At 53.5% G+C, this 19748-nt stretch carries 20 protein-coding genes; 9 read left to right on the top strand and 11 right to left on the bottom strand.

Translation table 11 applies throughout. The features are described 5' to 3' along the window. Positions 1-104: 104 nt before the first annotated feature. Positions 105-983 (bottom strand): LysR family transcriptional regulator, encoded by an 879-nt coding sequence (locus MRBBS_RS09760; protein WP_014871334.1) that lies wholly within the window; start codon positions 981-983, stop codon positions 105-107. Between the two features lie 119 nt (positions 984-1102). Between MRBBS_RS09760 and MRBBS_RS09755 the strand changes: the two genes are divergently transcribed. Genes MRBBS_RS09755 through MRBBS_RS09745 form a run of 3 tightly spaced genes read left to right on the top strand, consistent with a single transcriptional unit; the run spans position 1103 to position 3419 of the window. Beyond that, positions 1103-1978 carry a class I SAM-dependent methyltransferase gene (locus MRBBS_RS09755; protein WP_014871333.1) on the top strand — a complete coding sequence of 292 codons (876 nt, stop codon included), beginning with the start codon at positions 1103-1105 and terminating at the stop codon, positions 1976-1978. Between the two features lie 31 nt (positions 1979-2009). Continuing rightward, positions 2010-2444: a GFA family protein gene (locus MRBBS_RS09750; protein ID WP_201764314.1), complete on the top strand. Its 435-nt coding sequence runs from the start codon at positions 2010-2012 to the stop codon at positions 2442-2444. Positions 2445-2483: 39 nt separating this feature from the next. After that, entirely contained in the window at positions 2484-3419 is a 936-nt protein-coding gene (locus tag MRBBS_RS09745) for a carbon-nitrogen hydrolase family protein (protein ID WP_014871330.1), read from the top strand. Between the two features lie 966 nt (positions 3420-4385). On the opposite strand, the gene MRBBS_RS09735 is transcribed toward MRBBS_RS09745, so the two are convergent. Further along, positions 4386-5297, bottom strand: a complete 912-nt coding sequence (locus MRBBS_RS09735) for a PhzF family phenazine biosynthesis protein (RefSeq protein ID WP_014871329.1) — start codon at positions 5295-5297, stop codon at positions 4386-4388. 102 nt (positions 5298-5399) lie between these two features. Between MRBBS_RS09735 and MRBBS_RS09730 the strand changes: the two genes are divergently transcribed. Further along, positions 5400-6332, top strand: coding sequence for a LysR family transcriptional regulator (locus MRBBS_RS09730; protein ID WP_014871328.1), 933 nt, complete (start codon positions 5400-5402; stop codon positions 6330-6332). Positions 6333-6480: 148 nt separating this feature from the next. Here MRBBS_RS09730 and MRBBS_RS19670 read toward each other — a convergent pair whose 3' ends face one another. After that, positions 6481-7002 (bottom strand): hypothetical protein, encoded by a 522-nt coding sequence (locus tag MRBBS_RS19670; RefSeq protein WP_041635228.1) that lies wholly within the window; start codon positions 7000-7002, stop codon positions 6481-6483. A 211-nt stretch (positions 7003-7213) separates the two neighbouring features. Between MRBBS_RS19670 and MRBBS_RS09720 the strand changes: the two genes are divergently transcribed. From MRBBS_RS09720 to MRBBS_RS09705, 4 genes are all read left to right on the top strand, one after another. After that, positions 7214-8248, top strand: a complete 1035-nt coding sequence (locus tag MRBBS_RS09720; RefSeq protein WP_227497655.1) for a threonine aldolase family protein — start codon at positions 7214-7216, stop codon at positions 8246-8248. A 344-nt stretch (positions 8249-8592) separates the two neighbouring features. After that, the gene (locus MRBBS_RS09715; protein WP_050996625.1) at positions 8593-8916 is read left to right on the top strand and encodes a DUF1330 domain-containing protein; all 324 of its coding nucleotides are present in this window, start codon (positions 8593-8595) and stop codon (positions 8914-8916) included. A gap of 130 nt (positions 8917-9046) precedes the next feature. Beyond that, a complete protein-coding gene (locus MRBBS_RS09710) occupies positions 9047-9700 on the top strand; it encodes a glutathione S-transferase family protein (protein WP_227497502.1) in 654 nt (217 codons plus the stop codon). A gap of 79 nt (positions 9701-9779) precedes the next feature. Next, on the top strand, positions 9780-10721 hold the full coding sequence (locus MRBBS_RS09705; RefSeq protein ID WP_227497501.1) for a LysR family transcriptional regulator: 942 nt from the start codon (positions 9780-9782) through the stop codon (positions 10719-10721). Positions 10722-10733: 12 nt separating this feature from the next. Here MRBBS_RS09705 and MRBBS_RS09700 read toward each other — a convergent pair whose 3' ends face one another. Next, on the bottom strand, positions 10734-11411 hold the full coding sequence (locus MRBBS_RS09700; RefSeq protein ID WP_014871321.1) for a substrate binding domain-containing protein: 678 nt from the start codon (positions 11409-11411) through the stop codon (positions 10734-10736). Positions 11412-11440: 29 nt separating this feature from the next. On the opposite strand from MRBBS_RS09700, the gene MRBBS_RS09695 reads away from it, so the two are divergent. After that, positions 11441-12073 carry a DMT family transporter gene (locus tag MRBBS_RS09695; RefSeq protein ID WP_050996623.1) on the top strand — a complete coding sequence of 211 codons (633 nt, stop codon included), beginning with the start codon at positions 11441-11443 and terminating at the stop codon, positions 12071-12073. A 269-nt stretch (positions 12074-12342) separates the two neighbouring features. On the opposite strand, the gene MRBBS_RS09690 is transcribed toward MRBBS_RS09695, so the two are convergent. The 7 genes from MRBBS_RS09690 to MRBBS_RS09660 all read right to left on the bottom strand — a co-directional run bounded on the left by MRBBS_RS09690 (position 12343) and on the right by MRBBS_RS09660 (position 19504). Then, entirely contained in the window at positions 12343-13281 is a 939-nt protein-coding gene (locus MRBBS_RS09690) for a nitrilase family protein (RefSeq protein WP_014871318.1), read from the bottom strand. Next, entirely contained in the window at positions 13256-14656 is a 1401-nt protein-coding gene (locus MRBBS_RS09685; RefSeq protein ID WP_048385643.1) for an amidase, read from the bottom strand. The genes MRBBS_RS09690 and MRBBS_RS09685 overlap by 26 nt, the downstream gene beginning before the upstream one ends. Then, positions 14653-14838: a hypothetical protein gene (locus MRBBS_RS09680; RefSeq protein WP_014871317.1), complete on the bottom strand. Its 186-nt coding sequence runs from the start codon at positions 14836-14838 to the stop codon at positions 14653-14655. Before MRBBS_RS09680 ends, MRBBS_RS09685 begins: the two co-directional genes overlap by 4 nt. Positions 14839-14868: 30 nt before the next feature. Then, positions 14869-15603, bottom strand: a complete 735-nt coding sequence (locus tag MRBBS_RS09675) for an ABC transporter ATP-binding protein (RefSeq protein WP_014871316.1) — start codon at positions 15601-15603, stop codon at positions 14869-14871. Between the two features lie 123 nt (positions 15604-15726). Further along, positions 15727-17430, bottom strand: coding sequence for an ABC transporter permease subunit (locus tag MRBBS_RS09670; RefSeq protein ID WP_014871315.1), 1704 nt, complete (start codon positions 17428-17430; stop codon positions 15727-15729). Continuing rightward, positions 17423-18259 (bottom strand): branched-chain amino acid ABC transporter permease, encoded by an 837-nt coding sequence (locus MRBBS_RS09665; protein ID WP_014871314.1) that lies wholly within the window; start codon positions 18257-18259, stop codon positions 17423-17425. The genes MRBBS_RS09670 and MRBBS_RS09665 overlap by 8 nt, the downstream gene beginning before the upstream one ends. 87 nt (positions 18260-18346) lie before the next feature. After that, complete coding sequence (locus MRBBS_RS09660) at positions 18347-19504, bottom strand: substrate-binding protein (RefSeq protein WP_041635227.1); 1158 nt, start codon at positions 19502-19504, stop codon at positions 18347-18349. Positions 19505-19748 lie beyond the last annotated feature (244 nt).

The following is a 19748-nucleotide window of genomic DNA, read 5'->3' as shown; positions in this document are numbered from 1 at the left end:
ACAAATGAAGGGTTTCAACATCAAAGGACTGGGAACTCGCGCTGAAACCGGACTTAAACGCGAGAAGGCTGCTACCGAGGCAAGTCAAACAACCATAGCCTCATTCATTTGACAGCAAGCTGCCCCTCGAACAGGGCGCGCAACTCGGTGATCTCGCACCGCATGTGCTCGCGGAACAATCGCACTCGCTTGCTGTGCCGCAAATCGTGGTGATAGAGCAGCCACAGCCCCAAATCGTGCTGTGGTTCGGGCGGCTTGAAACGCACAAGTAACGGCTCGCTGTCTCCCATAAAACAGGGAAGATAGGCCTGCCCGGCTCCCGCTTTAATGGCGGAAAGGGTTAGGAGCGTGTCATCGACATAGAAATTGTGGTCATGATCCGGACAAGCATCCTTGGTCCAGGACCTATGGAACCCGCAGCACTCAACGCCTAGCCATTTTTCAGGGCGCTCGGTTGCTTTTACCTGTGCGCAATAGGCGCGCTCGCCATAGATAGCTGAGGCAACCGTGGTCAGCCTTGTGCCAACCAGGGTGTCAAGCGGCGTGTTGGTCAGTCTTATGGCAACGTCGGCATCTCGTTCGGCGAGCTTCACGAACTTGTTGCTCACCAGCACATGAAGCTCGATGTCGGGATAGGCCGCGCTGAACCGTGCGAAGACGGGCATCAACACCGATGACGCCATGTTGCTGATGGCTGTGACACGCAACTCGCCGGTCGCGCCGGTATCCTCACCACTTCTAGCACCCTCGAATTCAAGGATTTCGGCTTCGATCTTGCACGCCGATAGTCGCAGCTCTTCACCGGCGTCGGTCAGTTCATAACCCGATGTCTTGCGTTCGGTCAGGCGGGTGCCCAGCCGCTCTTCCAGCGCACGTAAGCGCCGGGAAACGGTCGAATGCTGCACGCCCAGTCGCGTTGCCGCGCCGCTGATCGAGCCCGCGCGCGCAACGGCGAGAAATATTCTTAGGTCGTCCCAATGCATGTTGGCCATCCGGGTTTGTGCATTATTGCAAAAGCGACGTCGAAATTTTGCTAATTGTTTGAAGTCTGGGCCCATGCCATGGTTTTGGCAACAAATGAGCAAAAACGAGGAGAGAGGTCATGACCACCAAGCAACAAGTTTTCGACCCGGTCGCCTTCAAGCAAACGACCCGCACTCAGTGGGACGGGGCAGCGAGCGCGTGGAACAGTTGGGCACCGCTTCTGACACGCTGGCTTGGCCCGGCTACGGAAATGATGCTCGACATGACCAATGTGCAGACCGGCAGCCGGGTGCTCGATGTCGCGGCCGGGGCCGGCGAACAGACATTGGCCGCCGCCAGACGCACCGGACCGACCGGCTATGTTCTGGCTACCGACCTGTCGCCCATCATCTTGAAGCATGCAGCCGCCAACGCCAGATTGGCGGGGTTTACCCAGATCGAGACGCAAGTCAGGGACGGCGAGGCGCTTTCCGAGATCTACGCCGATCCGTTCGACGCAGTGATTTCAAGGATCGGCCTGATCTACTTCCCCGACCAGCACAGGGCTCTGACAGGCATGCGCTATCAGTTGCGTCCCGGTGGGCGAGTCGGGGCCATCACCTATGCCGGGCCCGACCTGAACGGGTTTTTTTCGGTCCCCGTCGGCATCATCCGACGCCGTGCGGCACTTCCCGCCCCGCTTCCGGGACAGCCGGGGCCGTTCAGCCTTGGTGATCCTGATTTACTGGCACAACGTTTCAGAGATGCTGGGTTTTTGGATGTTGAGATCGAGCGTGTCGACGCGCCGGTTCGTCTGGATTCCGCCCTTGAATGCTTGCAATTCGAACAGGAGAGCTTTGGCGCCCTGCATCAAATGATGGGCGGCTTGTCTGAACAGGAGCAGGATGACACCTGGGCCGAGATTGAGGAGGCGCTTGGCGAGTTTGAGATAGATGGCCGGTTCGAAGGCCCCTGCGAAATGCTAGTCGCCGCCGCGACGAAGGTTGACGCATAAACTAAACATCCAACTCAACAATCAGAAGGGATTGAACATGACCAACACACACAAAGGAGCCTGTTTTTGCGGCAGCGTTGAAATCGAAGTTTCCGGTGAACCGGAAATGATGGCCTATTGCCACTGCGAATCCTGCCGCTCTTGGTCCGCGGGAACGGTGAGCGCATTCACGCTTTGGCAACCTGACAAGGTGCGCGTGATCAAAGGGGGTCAATTGCTTGATACGTTCGCCAAGACGCCGAAATCCGAGCGGCAGTTTTGCTCGAAATGCGGCGGGCATGTCATGACCAACCACCCCGGAATGGGGCTAATCGACATCGCCGCGGCGACGATTCCCAGCCTGGCCTTCGTGCCTCACGCGCATGTGAACTATGCCGAAACGGTGCTGCCGATAAAAGATGGCCTGCCAAAATTTCGCGATATTCCGTCCGAAGCCGGTGGATCAGGTGAACAGGTACTGGAATAACTCTGTGCCTTTCGGGGCAAACCCTAGAGGGAGAAAGACATGAAAAAGATCGCCATTGTTCAAGAACCACCCGTATATCTAAACTTGGATAAAACGATGTCTCGCGCGATCCAGCTGATCGAAAAAGCCGCACGCGAGGGCGCTCAGATGGTGGTTTTCCCCGAAGCGTGGCTTCCCGGATACCCCACCTTTGTCTGGCGTTTCCCCCCCGGCGCAGGGATGAGCAAAACCGACGAGTTGTTCGCCCGCCTGCAAGCCAATTCAATTGACCTGAGCCGGGGCGGCATGACCCCCTTACAGGAAGCCGCGAAGGAACACGAGGTTGTCATTGTGGCTGGCTATCAGGAAATCGATGGCTCGGTCAGCGGCAGCACCTTGTTCAACAGCTGCATCATCATCGACGCCGACGGAACCATTGCCAACAACCACCGCAAACTGATGCCGACCAATCCAGAACGAATGGTCTGGGGATTCGGTGACGGTTCGGGTCTCAATGTTGTCGAGACCGCAGTCGGGCGTGTCGGCACTCTGCTGTGCTGGGAAAACTACATGCCGCTGGCGCGTTTCGCGCTGTATGCCCAGAACCTCGACATCTACGTGGCGCCCACCTGGGACAGCGGCGAGACCTGGCTGGCCACCATGCAACATATTGCGCGCGAGGGCGGCTGCTGGGTGATTGGCTGCGCAACCTCGCTCGAAGCCTCGGATATTCCCACCGACATTCCTTATTACGACGAGCTGTTTCCGAATAAGGACGAATGGGTGAATCCCGGCGATGCGGTGATCTACAAGCCATTTGGAGGTATTCATGCAGGGCCGATGCATAAGGAGAAAGGGTTGCTGTTCGCTGAGATAGACGTCAGTGCCGCCCGATCCTCACGCCGCAAATTCGACGTCAGTGGTCACTACGCACGCCCCGATGTATTCTCACTGAGCGTCAATCGGGCAGCGCAGCCGCCTGTGACATTCGGCTGATCAGTTCCTGCGTGAACTAAGTTCATTGCTGTGGAAAAGCCGTGGAAAGTATTTTAGGGTTCAGCGCGGTCGCAAACGATAGTCCGCGCCGGATACTGTCTCGATTCGGGCGGCCCGCTCCCCCAGCTGGCCAGCAGGGTGTGCACCAAAGCCAGATTTCTACGTAGACCGTAGGTGAGTTTTTGGGCATCTTTACACGAGGCACGCGAATACCCGCAAACCCGTGACTGTGGCCTTGTCAGCCTTGGCTTATAACCGACGAAATCCTTGGCTTACATTGAGCGCGATTCTTGCCGTCAGATGCCATGCTCCAGCAGTCAAACGCTAATGTTTGGCTCGTGTGTCGGACGCCGAACCTATTGCCGGCAGTTAGATTGCTGGTTGCATGTTTGCGGGCATCACTTTCGAAAATAGCTTTTTGTACTAGCGGTGTTTTGCAACCCCGTTGTCCAAATTGCATCGTCGACGCCGTAAGTGAGCTCATCCACCGATGGGAACTCATGGTGTGACAGGGTTTGATCACTTTTTTGGTTTTTCTGGTTATATCACCTATTACTTTTTTAGGGGGGTATACCCACCGGCGGTAAAATTCAAATTGTGGTGCTAAAGGTTTTTTGAAAACAACCGAATACCGCGCTCCGCGATCCCCGCGATGGTGAGTTTCTAATGGGAAGGACCCAATGAGCGAATTCGTCTTAACGCGTTTGAAAAAAATCGTGTTCGTCTTATCTAGGCTGACGAGGGGCAGTGCACCGGGGTAAGTCCATTGAGGCTGGAGTTTGTCATGAGTGTCGGGGGTCAGGAGCCGGATTGCCAATTCTGGCCGGATCTAATACGGGATCAGGGTCACCTCCGGCCCAGCTGCGAAAGGCAGCTTGATCCTCTACGCAAGAGGGTGGTTAAAAATGGGGGGATTACCATTCAACCTCTAAGTAATTCCCTCACCGAACTGAATCGCATCAGATTCTAGTAATCGATACTCAAAATTCTTGAAACCTTTCCTTCTCCGCCTGCCATCAGATTTTGAATTTTACCGTTTTCAATGGCGAGTTCTACCGTGATTAGACTCGGCGAGGCAGGTTTCATGAACCGACCCTGTTCAATTAAAAGCACATCTTTGTCGAGGTGCATGTGATCGTGCAAAACGCAGGCTAGTGGCCCTGCTGCCATACCTGTCGCCGACTCTTCCTCGATCGCGTAACGCGGTGCGAACATCCGGGTGGTGGCATCTTTGTCGGTGGCATTGCGATCGGTGGTGAAGACGTAATAGCCGATCAGGTCGAGTTTTTCACTGATGGTAGAGATGCGTTCGAAATCCGGCTTTAAGTCACGGAGCGTCGTGCCGTCTTTCACGCCGACGACGATAAAGCTATTGCCAGTGTTCACCAGCATGGGGCCGACACCCGTGGTCAAATCACTCTCGGTTAGCCCGAGCGACTGCAGAACCTCGGCAACTGTTACGTCGTCTTTTACCCAGTCATCCGCCATCCGATAGGTTGGCGCCAATTGTTCCATATAGGCCGCGCCATGCTTGATCGATATCTTGCGCGGGCCATCGACGGTTTCTTTCGAGGTATCGCCTTCGGCAACCCGTCCCAGTTCCGCCAGATAGGAAAACACCGCGATAGTCGCATGACCACAGTGGGCGATGCGGCGGTTTGGGGTGAAAAAATCGAGTTTGAACCCCTCGGTATCTGACGCAGAAACGAACGCGGTTTCGGACAGGCCAATTTTCGCGGCGATACGCAGCATGTCAGTTTCGCCCAGCTGGTCGGCATCGAGCACAACGCCTGCAGGGTTCCCGCCTCCCCCTTCCGTTTCGAAACCATTGACGATCTGGGCCTGAATAGTTTTTGCCGAGACTTGAGTATTATTCATGTTATTCTCCAAAATTAATGACGATAATGCTGACTAGTTGCTAAAATTAGGCCATTAACCCGAAAATGAGAACTCATAAATACATGAATTTAACTCATTAATATGAATAGACATGACACCATCGCTAAACTCGTTCAAGCCACCCCAATGCTGGCCGCAATCGCTGAGGAATTGAGTTTCACCAAAGCAGCCGAACGGTTGAAAGTGGATCAGTCGGCGGTGAGTCACCGAGCCAAATCGCTCGAAGGCGCGCTTGGTCACAGCCTGTTTGATCGCACCACGCGACAACTACGACTGACCGAAATGGGAGAAATTCTGTGTCATGCCGCAATCGATAACCTGGCCAGGTGGGATACCGCACTAGACAAGCTCGAACGAAGCCGATCGACTAACTTGATCCAGCTTTCGCTGTCTTCGTCACTGGCGATGAAATGGTTGATCCCGGCACTGCCCAACGCACACGCGATAGATCTAAATATATCAGTTGATGTTAAGGAGGAAGTGGTGGATTTTCACAGCAACGAAGCCGACGCTGCGATCCGGTTTGGTCACGGACCTTTTCCAGGCTTTCATTCGTCGCACCTCTCGCATTGCTGGGTACACCCAGTAGTCAGTTCAAACTATCTGGGTGACGTAAACAGTGATGCCTCACTCTTAACCGACCCGAAAACTATATTCCTGGCTGATCGCCGCGGTGAAATCGATAACACCGATTTTAGCTGGGACTACTACCTTTCCAAAAGCGGACTGGTAATAGACGACTTTATACCGGACCACCAATTCGATCGTGCCGATCTGATGCTGCAGGCAGTCATCGGCGGCATGGGTGTGGGCCTGGGTCGAACCCTGCTAGTCGAAGGCGATATCGAGGCAGGCTATCTCCAGCCAGTCGGCACATCGGTCCGTATGCGATCCAGCTACTGGCTGGTCTGCTCCCCAAGTTTTGCCGAAACCAATCGTTTCGAAAGATTACGTGACTGGCTCAAGCTTGAGGTACGAAATACGATAGGAAGGTCGGCGGGGGATTCTAATTAGCACGTTCAATATCGAGGAACCAGGAACTGGCAGCAAAGACTCTTTCCAAAGTACTCAAGAACCTGTCCATCCTTAACCGATTAGCGCTTACACCAGAATTTTTCTGCATTATCGTCGCGAGTGCAGAGAATTGTCATTGCGCACAGATTTACTCCCGGACAGACACCTTCATATCACCACGCTTCAGAAGGTCTACCACACAGCCAAGACAACCAGTGGCATTGAAAAATGCGGTGGCATTCACGCCCTGCGCCATGCCTACGCCACGCACCAGCTGGAGCGAGGGTTGCCAGGTGTCACAACCCAAAACGGGGGTTCCGCTGACCTGATCGCAAGTCTCGGAGGTGCGTGATGGCGGGCACACTGAGCGTTCAAAGCCTATTGGCGTGATTTCTCCCGGGTCAGGCACCGGACAGTCGCCGTCATATTGTGGATCTTTAATTTTTTCCAGGTGGGCAAAACCGTGGCCCCATAACGCTTCAATCCACAACGCCCACGCTGCGAAATGCTTGAACGGCACTTGCCATTTCATTATCAGGTTAATGTGTGGGTTTTCTCCCAGAACTTCGCGGGTTTCCTTGTCTATGGTGTCAGGGCTTTCTGCCACCCCTAAATAGGCCAGCGGCTCCGCTGTAAAGCGTATGGGCGTATATGAGGTAATTTGCAACATGCGCTGATTTCAAAGTACACACGACCATAACTCCGTTTCTCCGGCGGCCGATGATTCGCAAAGAGCTTTTAGAGGGACAATTGGTTAACTTTTGTAGCACATCATTAGCTTGCTTAGTTAGCGCTTCAGGCGTTGGCATTACTGGCGTAATGGCCAGAACCGTGTAACGTAAAGGGCTGTCCGCTAACCGGACCATGATTTCAGGAGCGCAATTGTGTCTAAGTTTGAGCAGTTTGCCAGCGACAATTACAGTGGTATTTGCCCGCAGGCCTGGGCCGCTATGGCCGAGGCCAACCGGGCGGACGAGCCAGCCTATGGTGAGGACGTCTGGACTCAGCGGGCCTCTGATGGTCTGCGCACGCTTTTTGATACCGACTGCGATGTCTACTTCGTCTTTAACGGCACCGCCGCCAATTCGCTGGCGCTGGCCTCTATCGGCCAGTCGTTCCACAGTGTGATCTGCCATGAGATGGCGCACATCGAGACCGACGAGTGTGGTGGGCCGGAGTATGCGTCCAATGGTGCCAAGTTATTGCTGGGGCATGGGCCCGACGGCAAGTTGACGCCAGCAAGTATCGAGCAGCTGGTGACCAAGCGCAGTGACATCCACTTTCCCAAACCCAAAGCCCTGAGCCTCACCCAAGCGACGGAGCTGGGTACCGTTTACACGCCCGATGAGCTTCGTGCCATCCGGGCCGTGGCCGATCGCCATAAACTCAGTATTCATATGGATGGCGCCCGCTTTGCCAATGCGGTGGCGGCGCTGGACGTACATCCTTCGGAGATTACCTGGAAGGTGGGCGTCGATGTGCTGTGTTTTTCCGGCACCAAGAACGGCCTGGCGCTGGGTGAAGCGGTTGTGTTCTTCAACCGGAAACTGGCGGAAGATTTCGAGTGGCGATGCAAGCAGGCCGGACAGCTGGCTTCGAAAATGCGCTTTATCTCCGCGCCTTGGTGCGGTTTGCTGGAGGGCAATGTCTGGCTGGACAACGCCCGCCATGCCAATGCCTGTGCAAAAAGGCTAGCCGATGGGCTGGTGGGGCTGCCGGGAATTGAGCTGCGCCACCCGCGCCAGGTGAACGGTGTGTTCGTGGAGTTGCCGGAATTGGTCCAGGCTGCGCTCCGTGCCAAGGGTTGGCGGTTCTATAATTTTATTGGTGGCTGCTCCCGTCTGGTGTGTTCCTGGTCCACCACCGAGGCCCAGGTGGACAAGTTTCTGGCGGAATTGCGTGCACTGGTGTTATAAATCCGCCGTTGTTGAATTGAGAAAAGCAGCTTTACTGGGTTGTCACAAAACGCTTGACCACTCCACTTCATACCGAACTGGAGGACGGTCGCCGTTTTGTACTTGGTCCTGGTTCGAGCTATCAGGTCGCAGACGATGCAGAGCTTCACCGTTCATCGACGGAGCAGGAAGCCAAGCTGTTCGTTGTCGACTAAACTCACGTCACCATGCCATGCACCGGTAAAACCTACGCTTCGCTGCGGCTTTGTCATCGGTAATGGCGGGCGTAAGGGGCTGAAACGCCATTACCATCGTTTCAAACCATACTTGACCCACCGCCCACAACAGCAGAAAGAGAGAACTTCATGTCGAGACCTGGCTTCGTAATCGGACAAATCACTGTCAAGGACTATCCGGAGTACATTGACAAATACGGCATGCCGGTTGCTTCCTTAGTGACAAAGTATGGCGGTGAGTTTCTCGTGGCGAGCCGCAGTGCGGAAGAACTCGAAGGTGAATGGTATGGTAATTGGACCGTTGTCGTTCGATTTCCTTCGAAAGACGCTGCTCTCGCTTTCTATAACTCGACAGAATATGCCCCACTTTTAGATGCAAGAACGAACAAACTGTCGAATGGCGGAAATCTAGTCATCGTCGAAGGCTTTGCACCAAATGCTTTACCCCAATAAGTGAACGTAAGAATGGCATTAGCGTCCGGGTGGGATAAGGATACACGCCAGACTAGTCGCTTAAAAAATTAAAGCACTCGGATGTAGTGAAGCTGTGCCAGTGTTTGAGGCGTTATATTTCAAGGAGTGAATGGTGGAACTCGTCATAGGGAATAAGAATTACTCGTCATGGTCGTTAAGGCCATGGCTGTTTTTGTCGGTTCACGGTCTGGCTTTTAAGGAAGTGCGGATTTCACTGAATCAGGACGATACTCGCGCCACTATCGCCCAGCACACTGATGCAGGGAAAGTCCCTTTGCTCAAGGACGGTGATTTGACCGTCTGGGATTCGCTGGCAATTTGCGAGTACATTTCAGAGCAGTATCTGGATGGCGGCGGATGGCCGAGTTCCGTTCGCGCACGAGCAGAAGCAAGATCCTGCAGTGCTGAAATGCACTCCGGCTTTCCAGCAATTCGCGGCCAATTGCCAATGAATTGCCGCGCGATCGGGCGCAAAGTCCCTCTCAATGCGACTCTTGAACGGGAGTTAGCTCGGATAGATCAAATCTGGTCACAGTACCGAGGAACCTATTCGAGTGTTGGTCCGTGGTTGTTCGGTGAGTTCTCTATTGCAGATTGCATGTTCGCTCCAGTTGCGTCGCGATTTAAAACTTATGGGATCAAAGTCTCGACTGTATCTGCAGAATATATGCACTTCATTCTCGACCAGGAACAAATGGGGGAGTGGGTTAGGCAAGCTCACGCTGAGCCTGAAACCATAGACGTGGACGAGGTAGGAATATAACACCAAGTGAAACAGGAACATGCTCGTCAGGCCCTGCGGCCGATTCCCCGGATCATTTCAAGTGGTAGAAGGGAAAGCCGTGCTTTCAATCCTTTTAGCCGTGTCAAACGTCATTCTGGGCTGGCAGTGGCACGGCCATGCAGATCTATGTTCAAAACGCTCCTACCGCGCAGGCTCTCTATCTGGCGCCTCACGCGCCCAGGGTGTAAGTCACGCGACTATTTTCCGGCGGTTGGGAGATATTGAACAGCGCTTGGGCGTTACGCTCTTTGAGAGGAGCCGTACCGGTTACCAGCCAACTCTTGCAGGGGAAGAACTCGCCGACACGGCCAGAATTATGGATGAGGCCGCCTTGGCCGCCGAACGTAAGGTCGCCGGTCGGGACCTGGAGCCCAGTGGAGAAATCTGGGCGACCACAACGGACTCCCTGTTAATGGGATTGCTGGCGCCTCTGTTCACGCAATTCCGGCGTAAATATCCAAGCATCGTGCTGGATGTTGCCATCTCCAACGAGTTGTTCAACCTGACACGCAGGGAAGCGGACGTCGCCATTCGCCCATCCAACCGTCCCCCTGAAAATCTGATCGGCCGACCGCTGACCACCATTGGCCAGGCCGTCTACGGACACCGAAGCTTCGGTCTGACACCGGGCGCTTCCGTCGAGACGCTTGTCAGCCAGCCTTGGATCGGTGCGGGGCCAAGACTAAAGGATTCAGCCTTGGATCAGTGGATGGACAAAAACGAGCTGAAGGCAGCCTGTGTCTACCGTGTTGATACTCTGGTCAGCATACTCAGCGCTATTCGCTCTGGCATGGGGTTGGCCGTCTTGCCCTGTTATCTGGCGGACGAAGACCCGGACGTTATCGAGCTCACAAATCCCATCCCCGAGCTGGAATACGGCTTGTGGTTTCTGATGCACCCGGACCTGCGAGGCGTAGTGAGGATTCATGCCTTGATGGACTTTCTGACAGAAGCTGTCCGGGCACAGAAACAGCGCTTGGCCGGGCCATTATTACGCTAGCCTGTTTCGTTGTTACGAAACCTGAACCGCCCCGGCCCCTAAACTTTCCTTGGCGAAATTGACAAAGGCTCTGACCAACGGTGAGATATATCGTGATTGTGGGTACTGCAGATTTACCTGCCCTTGGTATTTCCCAACAATCGACCAATCCGCCAGTATCTGAGTCATAACCCCCGTTTCAATTTCATCGGTTACCGAAAAGTCGGGAAACAGGCCTACTCCGAACCCGTTTAAAACCGCGTCTTTGCGAATTTCGGTGTGGTTGGCGATATAGCGACCCGAGGTCGTGACGCTTGCTGTTTCGCGCCCTTTGGCAAAAGACCAGACGTTGTCGAAGGCCGACTCGCCTAGGGAAAGGCAGTCGTGGTCAGCCAGCTCACTCGGATGAGCAGGATGTCCTCTTTTTGCGATGTAACTTTCAGATGCGCATAGCACTGAGCGTACGTCGCCCAGACAAACGGCAACTAAGCTCTCGACCGGTTTATCCGTGATTGTCACCAGAATATCCACGTCATCGTAAAATGGATCCATTGTTCTGTCGGTAACCAGAAGCTGAATCTCGACATTGGAATACGTGTTCAGGAAAGACGGAATAATGGTTTTCAACACTTGGGAACCATAAGCCTTGGGCACGCCGATTTTCAGCCGCCCTTGAGGCTCGCCACAAATCTGATCCGCTACGTCCAGCACAAAAAGAAGCGTTGGTTTTTTACTCCGTTATGGGTTTTGTTGCGATTGGATTTTCGCTGACTTTTTTCTGCTTGCTCCCATTCTTCATCCGTGAGTACAGAGCAGGCAAGGGTCGCGATTGGCGCGTTGGCCTACCAACTGGCTGCATATTGCTGGCCGTCTTCGTGTTTGAGACCTACGGTGTTCTGCATACCAGTGCCGCTAACGCCGCGCTCCTGATTAGCCTGTGTGTGCTATTTACGCCTTATACCGAGTGGCTGATCTTCAATCAGAAGCCGCGCCGGGAAAGTTTCATGCTCGCGGTGGTCTCCTTCACGGGGGTAGGGCTCTTAACCATTAGCCACGACATGGCGTTTAACTTGGGCGACGCCCTGATACTGGTCGCTGCGGTCTTACGCGCCTTTATGGTCACCACCACCAAGAAACTGACCACCGACAAGGATATATCAACCATAAGCTTGACCGGAATCCAGTCCGGCGTTGTCGCCGCAGGCGCTCTGGTAGCACTTTGGGTTACTGAACCCGACTTCCTGATGCGACTGCCGAGTTCCAGCAACTTCTGGCTAATAGTTGTTTACTTGGTCGTTTTTTGTACAATATTTGCCTTTTCGCACAAAATTACGGGACCCGAAAACTCAGCCCTTCCAAGGTTTCATTGTTGATGGGATCGGAGCCAGCATTTGGCGCTATCTTCGCTGTGTGGTGGTTGGGGGGAGGAAATTGGACCGCTGGGGTGGTTCGGTGGGTCACTGATCGTTATTGCGTCTCTTTATGCAACGTTACCTAAGACAAAAAAAGCCCACGGCGTTGCGGAGGATCAGGCTCCGTCCGAACACGTCAGCGGCTAAGTGTATTTGATACTGAAAAATTCGCGTTAGAACGGAGGGTATGGCGTAAAGGCGCTGCTCCTGGGGTAACCCCCCCCTTTTAATTAGTGCCAGCCAGGAGGACTCTGACTTCCTAGCATCTTGTCATAAACATCGTGCCGACGGTCCCGAAGGGGTTGGTTGTACTCGTTCCAATTCCTTTTGCGGCGGGCATCGGCAAGGTTTAGATCTGCATACACGATCTCTTCCTGGTCGAAGCTAGCAGGGCCGCCTATTGGCCATCCGGTATAACTTACAATCAGGCTCTGGCCAATAAACGGCTGACCGCGTTCGGTACCTACTCGATCAGCAGCTGCAATAAATACAGAGTTGCTGTGAGCTGCGGCCATGCACAAGATGTTAGCCATGGCCTCCCGGTTTGGGTCCTGGCCGGGAATCGGTACCCAGTTTGTAGGAATGCATACAATGTCTGCACCTTGAAGCGCCGCAATCCGCAAGCTCTCAGGGAACCAGAGGTCATAGCATATACAACACGCCAGGCGCCCAAGAGGGGTGTGCCAGACTGGGAATCCCAAGTTGCCGGGCTCAAAGAACAAGTTCTCCTGATTCCACAGATGTATCTTGCGAAAGGTGCCTACGTGCCCATTCGGTCCGAAGCATACAGCTGCATTGAACAGTCGGTCACCTTCGCGCTCTGCCATACCGGCAACAATCCAGCAATTGTAGTCGCGGCACAATTTCATCCATGCTATTGATGCTGGCCCACTGCCCACGACTTCTGCACATGCGAAGGCTTCTTCTCTCGACTTAAAGACATACCCTGAATTCGTCAGTTCTGGAAGGACAATCAAGCGGGCGCCCTGAACACCTGCTGCTTCTTCTATTTTTGCGATACTTTTTTCAATATTGCCTTGGACGTCTCCTATCCTAGGTTCCATCTGAATGCAGGCAACCCGCACGAGGGCTTCCTGACGTCCTTTGTTGTTTGAGCTCACAGTCTTCTCCGCTTTTTTGTACTTAGTTAAACCCGTTAGGTGTCGCATCGGCATAGGAATGCTCTGCTTCAAAAGCGGCCGCAACTGTAAGGATCTTGCGTTCAGAAAATGGCGGCCCTGCAATTTGTAACCCTATGGGTAAGCCGTTTCTATCAAGCCCTGCAGGTACAGTAATGGCTGGCATACCAGTGAGATTGAAAGGATAGGTAAACCGCCATGATGCCGCGAGTACACTTTCTAATGAACCGTCAATTTCAAGTTCCCATTGTCCGGCGCGCCAAGCAGTGATCGGGCTGGTAGGACTGATTACGACATCCACTGTGTCGAATATCTTCGCAAAATCTTTACATAACTCGGTGCGCAACTGTTCCGCATGCAGATAATCCACCGCTGAAACCAGTCGACCCATTTCCACCAAATCTCGCACATCTGGATTGAAACCACGGGTCAAGCCTCGCTGTATCGCGTGTTCGTGATAGGCGGAGGATGAAGCCAGCTCGATGGCAAAAATTGCGCCCAGGCCATAGTCAAGGTTAGGCACATCGAACTCGTGGATCTCCACACCCTTTTGCTTTAGCCAGATAAGCGCCTTATCGAAGCTTGCGGTCACGTCTGTGGACAGACGCTCAGAGAAGTGGTTGCGAATTACACCCACGCGTTGGCCGGAAATTGTGAGGTCTGCCGGCGGTTGGTATTTGGCATCTGGGGAGTTTACGGAAGAGGGATCGTTAACATCCCGGCCTACCAGGGCTTCAAGGATTATGGCTGAATCGGTTACGCATCGGGTTAGCGGGCCGGCGTGGTCGAGTGACCAACTATGCGGCACGATGCCCGTTCGTCCAATCAGCCCGAACGTGGGTTTGAGCCCGACAATTCCGCATAGGGTGGCGGGAATTCGCACCGATCCACCGGTATCCGAACCCATGGCCGAGCTGCAGAGTGCGGCCGCTACGGCCGCAGCTGAGCCGCCACTGGAACCGCCGGGCACACAGTCGGTGTTCCACGGGTTGCGAGTAGGCGGCGTGATATTGCCCCAAGCAAACTCGTGCATTCGTGTTTTACCAAGGATGACGGCACCGGCGTCGCGCAGCTTGCTTACTACATGACTATCCGTTTCAGGAAAACAGAGCTCATCCACGTCAGTGCCGGCTCTTGTGGGCATATTCCTGGTCAGGTAATTGTCCTTGACCGAAATACAGGCTCCAGCCAAGGGGCCAAGGGTTTTACCTCTGGCAATTGCATCGTCAATTGCCGCCGCTTCGTCCAGAGCAGTAGGGCTGAGCTCGACATGAGTTGCCAGTGTGCCGTCGAAGGCGGTAAGACGCTCCGTATAGCCCAGGACAAGTTCCCGTGCAGAGAGCTCGCCCCTTGCGATCGCTGCCACCTGCTGGTGGAGTGGCCAAAAGTTCGGGGAGCTGTTCATTGTTTTGTTTCCCCTTTGGCGTAGGCGGTTGACGGGTTGAAATGGACTGCAGGGTACGTTGCCTTGAGATCCAGCGTCCGCAGTTTTTCAATTTCGCCTAAGATTGGTCGATAGGCTTCCACTATCTGGGCCAAGCGTTCGTCATCAAGCGCGATTCCAAAAATGTGAGGGAGTGTCTTCACGAATGATTTTCCTTGTTGATGTATGAGGGTTCAGACGCGCATCATTTCTGCCAGTCCTTGCTCGTTATCCGTGCCATCGTCGAGTTGTTTTTCACGCACGATGCGCCCGATTTCCAATAGCGCCACCGAGTGGGCGACGCGACTCACGAAGCGCACGTTCTGCTCCACCAGCAGGATGCCCACGTTGTCGTTTGTCGCCAATTGTCTGAGCACTTTCGTTATGTTCTCCACCATAGTGGGTTGCAACCCCTCACTTATTTCGTCTACGAGCATCAATTTTGGGTTGCTCATCAGTGCTCGAGCCATCAGTAGCATCTTCTGCTCTCCTCCGCTCAAAGTGCCCGCAAACTGTTTGCGTCGCTTAGGAAGGATGGGGAAATAGGCTGCTATCTTCTCCATACCACTCGGGAGCAGGCGGTCATTTGATAGGCCCAAACGCAGGTTTTCCTCTACCGTCAGGTCCTGAAAAATGGCGGCTTCCTGAGGGATATATGCGATGCCGCGTCGGGCGAGTTTTTGGGGCTCGACGCCACCTATGGGCTCGTCTGCAAAGGTGATTTCGCCGTGGGTGGGTTTGAGAAAGCCCATGATGGTCTTCAGCAGGGTGGACTTGCCCATGCCATTCTTACCGAGGATGGCAAAGATCTGCCCCGCGCTTATCTGAATATTAATGTCTTCGATGACAACCGCATCATCGTAGCCACTGCTCAGATGGTGGCATTCCAAGACGGTGCCGACGGTGGGTTTTTTAATATTTGCGCTCATTCGACATGCCCCGAGTAAATTTCTTGCACTAGATCGGAGTTGACTACTTCCTGTACCGGACCGTCTAGGATCAGTTCTCCGCGGTGAAGAACCACCAGTCGGGAGCAGACCTGTTTGACGAAATCAAAATCGTGCTCTATCAGCACGATGGCAAGGCCAAGGCGGTTCTGTAAAGTCCGTCAGAATTCGGCCAATCATGAGCCTGTCTGCCTTGGTCAGTCCTGCTGTAGGCTCATCAAGTAGTAGCACGTTTGGTTCTAAGGAAAGCACCATGATTAGCTCTAATGCTCGCTTCATGCCATGGGGCAGATTGTTAACCTGCTCCTGCAGCTGCGTTTGCAATCCTGTGCTCTCCAGAACTTCCATAGCGGCGAGGGGAAGTCCGACTCGGTCTGCCGTGTCGATTTTTGATGGTTTATTATGGCGGTAGCGCGCAAGGCGGAGGCACTCAGACACGCGAAGGCTTCCGAACAAGCTGGTGTTCTGGAAGCTTCGTCCAAGCCCTAATGCGGTAATGCCCTCAGGTGATTTGTGGTCGATGCTTTTGCCATTCACTTTAATTGTACCGCTGCTGCGCTCCATTCCATCGCTTATACAGCGCATGAGTGTGGTTTTTCCAGCCCCGTTGGGGCCGACAATACCCACCAGTTCTCCTGGCATTATTTGAATATCGATACCATCCAGCACCTGCAGATGCCCGTAGCGCTTGGTGACACCGGTCAGGCTGAGGGCGGGCTGAGTCAGGGAGGTTGTTGATGATTTAGCACCGATCTCAACTAGAGGGTGAAAAACAGTTGCCCGTGTACTTTTAGCAGTATTTACAAAACGGGCAGGGAGCCTTCGCGCCAGGGTTCGCCAGAGAGGAGGAAGCAATCCTTCTGGCAGTACTACAATCACCACGACGAAGATGGCACCGATGATGATGGTCCAGACAAACGGAAGGATGCTACTGACATAGGCACTGGCCCACTCTAACCCGATAGTGCCAATGACCGGCCCCAGAACAGTGCCTCGTCCGCCTAGGGCAACATAGATAACCAGTTCCGTACCAAAGACAAAATCAGCATGTTCTGGTGCAACGATGGTGCCTACACAGGCGTAAATGAAACCTGCCAACGAAGCCAGCGCGGCCATGAACATCATCAGAATGATCTTCACGCTGCTTGTCGGGATTCCAAGATAACGGCTACGTGTTTCGTTGTCGCGCACCGCATTAAGTTTGCGGCCATAATCGCTACGGATGAAAACCCAAGCACATGCTGTTAACAAAACCATCAGGGTACCGGTAAACCAGAACCAGCCGGTCATAGACAAAGTTGGCGCATCGAAACCCACCAGCCCGCTGCTGGAACCCGTGAAAGTGCCACCGGAGTAGATTAGTTGTACCACAACGATCGGCAAGACCAGCGTAACCACCGCCACATACAGCGGTGTTGCACCTTGCCAAAAGGCGAGCCAGCCAACAAAGGCGGCAACGAGCATGGACACAGCTATTGCCGCCAACAAGGCAAGCATCATTGTACCCACCGTATAGCCAACATGAGTGAACATGAGCCCGGCGGCATAGGCGCCGATGCCAAAAAAAGCACCTTGGGCGAAAGTCAGGATCCCTGTGGTGCCCCACAGCAGGTCGACAGTTAAGGCAGTAATTGCAAGCAGGAACGCTCTTACAAGAACGCTTTGGGTGTAGGGGTCCAGAACAAAAGGCCCGACGAGCACCACCAGCAAGGCCAGACCTGTCAGGATGCTCACCGCTTTGAAGCGAACATGAAGCGGCAGGCCAAGATAAGTGCGATTTGCGTCGGCACCAGTGACAAGCCTAGTCATATGCAAACCCCTTTGGACGAATACGCAACAGAAGGGCGGCCAGTACGGCGAGCGTTAAACCACCTATGACCGGGCTAATGTAGGTGCTTGCCAGCACCTGAGCGCCGCCGAGTACTATACAAGCAGAGGCGAGGGCCAGGAATGAGTTACCAGACACCAAAACCAGCATAAACGCGCTAACCAGCCACGGTAGTCCCATGTTGGGATCCACACTGGACAGTGGCGTTATGAAAGCCCCGGCTAGACACGCGAGGCCAGCGCCGAAGGAAAAGGTGATCAACCGTACACGCGAACTGTTAATGCCCAAACCGCGTGCCAAAGGCTCGTTCATGATGACGGCACGGGTCTGCAAACCAATTCGGGTTCCCTTAAGCAGCAACCACATTGCTCCTGCTACCAGCATCGAAAAGATAATAAGTAACAGCCGGTATTTCGAATAGAAATCGCCGAATAGCTCCATTGCGCCTGACACCGGCCCGGCCGCAAACTGTACCTCACGGCCGAAACCGATAATGATTAATTGCCCTAATACGATACCTAAACCCCAAGTCGCCAGGATTGCATCCAGCGGGCGATGATAAAGAAAGCGCAGCACCGTGCGCTCTATGATTGCACCGAGGAGGCAACCTGCTACAAAGGCCAGTGGCATACTGAACCAAGGGTTCCAGTCAAAATGGGTCACCACCAATGAGGAATAACCACCGATGGTAAGGAAAACACCATGGGCAAAATTAATGATCTTCATTACTCCGAAGATGATCAGCAGACCAGAGGCAACAATAAAGAGGATTGCTGCAGTCGTAATGATGTCAAGAAATAAATAAAGCATGTTGGTTGTCTCTCGCTGTTATCCGTCACACCATGACCTGATCTTCCACGGTGGTCTGGTGTGACGAATATGAGAACTAAAGCGGGATCAGGTCGTTGGGCATTGCTCACCGGGATCTACGTTTTTAAATATCTGCACCACTTCCACACTACCGTTACCCTGAACACGTCCAAGGTGCATCGTGAGGGGCGCATGACGCTGAGCGCTCATCTGTACAGTTCCTCTGGGGCCGTCGAATGAGACCTTCGCCAACGCTTCGATGACCGCATCGGCATCCGTGGTGCCAGCCATTTCAACGGCTGCTTTGTAGAGGTAGATGGCATCGTACTGAGGAACAGACAAGTCATTTGGGGTAAGAAGTTTGCTTCCAAAGTAGGTTTCCATGCGCTCTAGAAATCTGCTGTTTACGTCGCTTTCAATAGCAGTGAGATAGGATGCGGAAATGTAGATTCCCTCAGCGTCTGCGCCCATGCTCTGTGCTGTCAGTTCGTCTACGCTTAAATTGCCAACCAATGCTTGCATGCCCGCAGCCTTGTATTGGCGTTGCAACGTCACGTTGGGTGCACCGCCGGCGGTTGACATAATGACCGCATCGGGTTTTTCACGCCGCATTTGGCTAATGATCGACGTCCAGTCTGTCGCATTCATTGGTTGGTACTCTTCTGCTACGACTTCTCCACCTCGTTCCTCGATATAGTTCCGAGTGAACTCGAGCATTCCTCGGCCGAAGGCGTAGTCACTGCCTACAAGAAAGAAGCGTTTGGAGGCTTTCTCATCGATGAAGTAGTCAACAATAGGGCCGACCATCTGCTCTGGCACTGCGCCATTCGCGAAAAGATAAGGGCTGCAGGAGCGCCCTTCATAAAGCGAGGTATAGATGTAAGGAACTTGATTACGTTCGACGATCGGTATTCCGGCGTTACGAGCGGCACTGGTTTCCATGGAAATGATAACGTCGGCATTTCGATTGATGATCAAGTCGTCGAAAGCACGCTGAGCACCAGATGCACCGCTGCCATCGTCTGCAATTTCTAACTTGACTTGTCGGCCTAGAATACCGCCGCTTTTATTTATCTCTGCCACAGCCATTTCAGAGGATTGCACCACGGCAGGCGCCACAGTGCTATTAGCTCCACTTAAGCCAGTAGGTACACCAATGACGATCGGGTCAGAAGCAACGGCCCATGTTGTGACCGTTAAACAAACTACGCCTGCTAATGTGACAATTTTTTTCGCAATACTCATGGTTGTTTCTCCAGATTTTTTGAGGGAGGCAAAAAATGTGTTCTCAATTTAGTTCAGGAAGACAACTGATAATTTCGTGCATCCGGATCTAGGCATTAATTAAGCCAGTTACAAAAAAAAACATAAAATACATAAATTTAGAAAATATAGTGAAGGCAGGAGGAAAAAGAAGTGACCCAGCGTAGAGCGTGCTCGCACCAACTCGCACCAAAATAAAACCGGATGCCAGTTAAACGGACTCAAC

The organism is Marinobacter sp. BSs20148 (genome assembly GCF_000283275.1).
In the GTDB taxonomy this organism is placed as follows: domain Bacteria; phylum Pseudomonadota; class Gammaproteobacteria; order Pseudomonadales; family Oleiphilaceae; genus Marinobacter; species Marinobacter psychrophilus.
The sequence above is the reverse complement of the archived record's forward strand: the minus strand, read 5'-3'. Positions and strand labels throughout refer to the sequence as shown.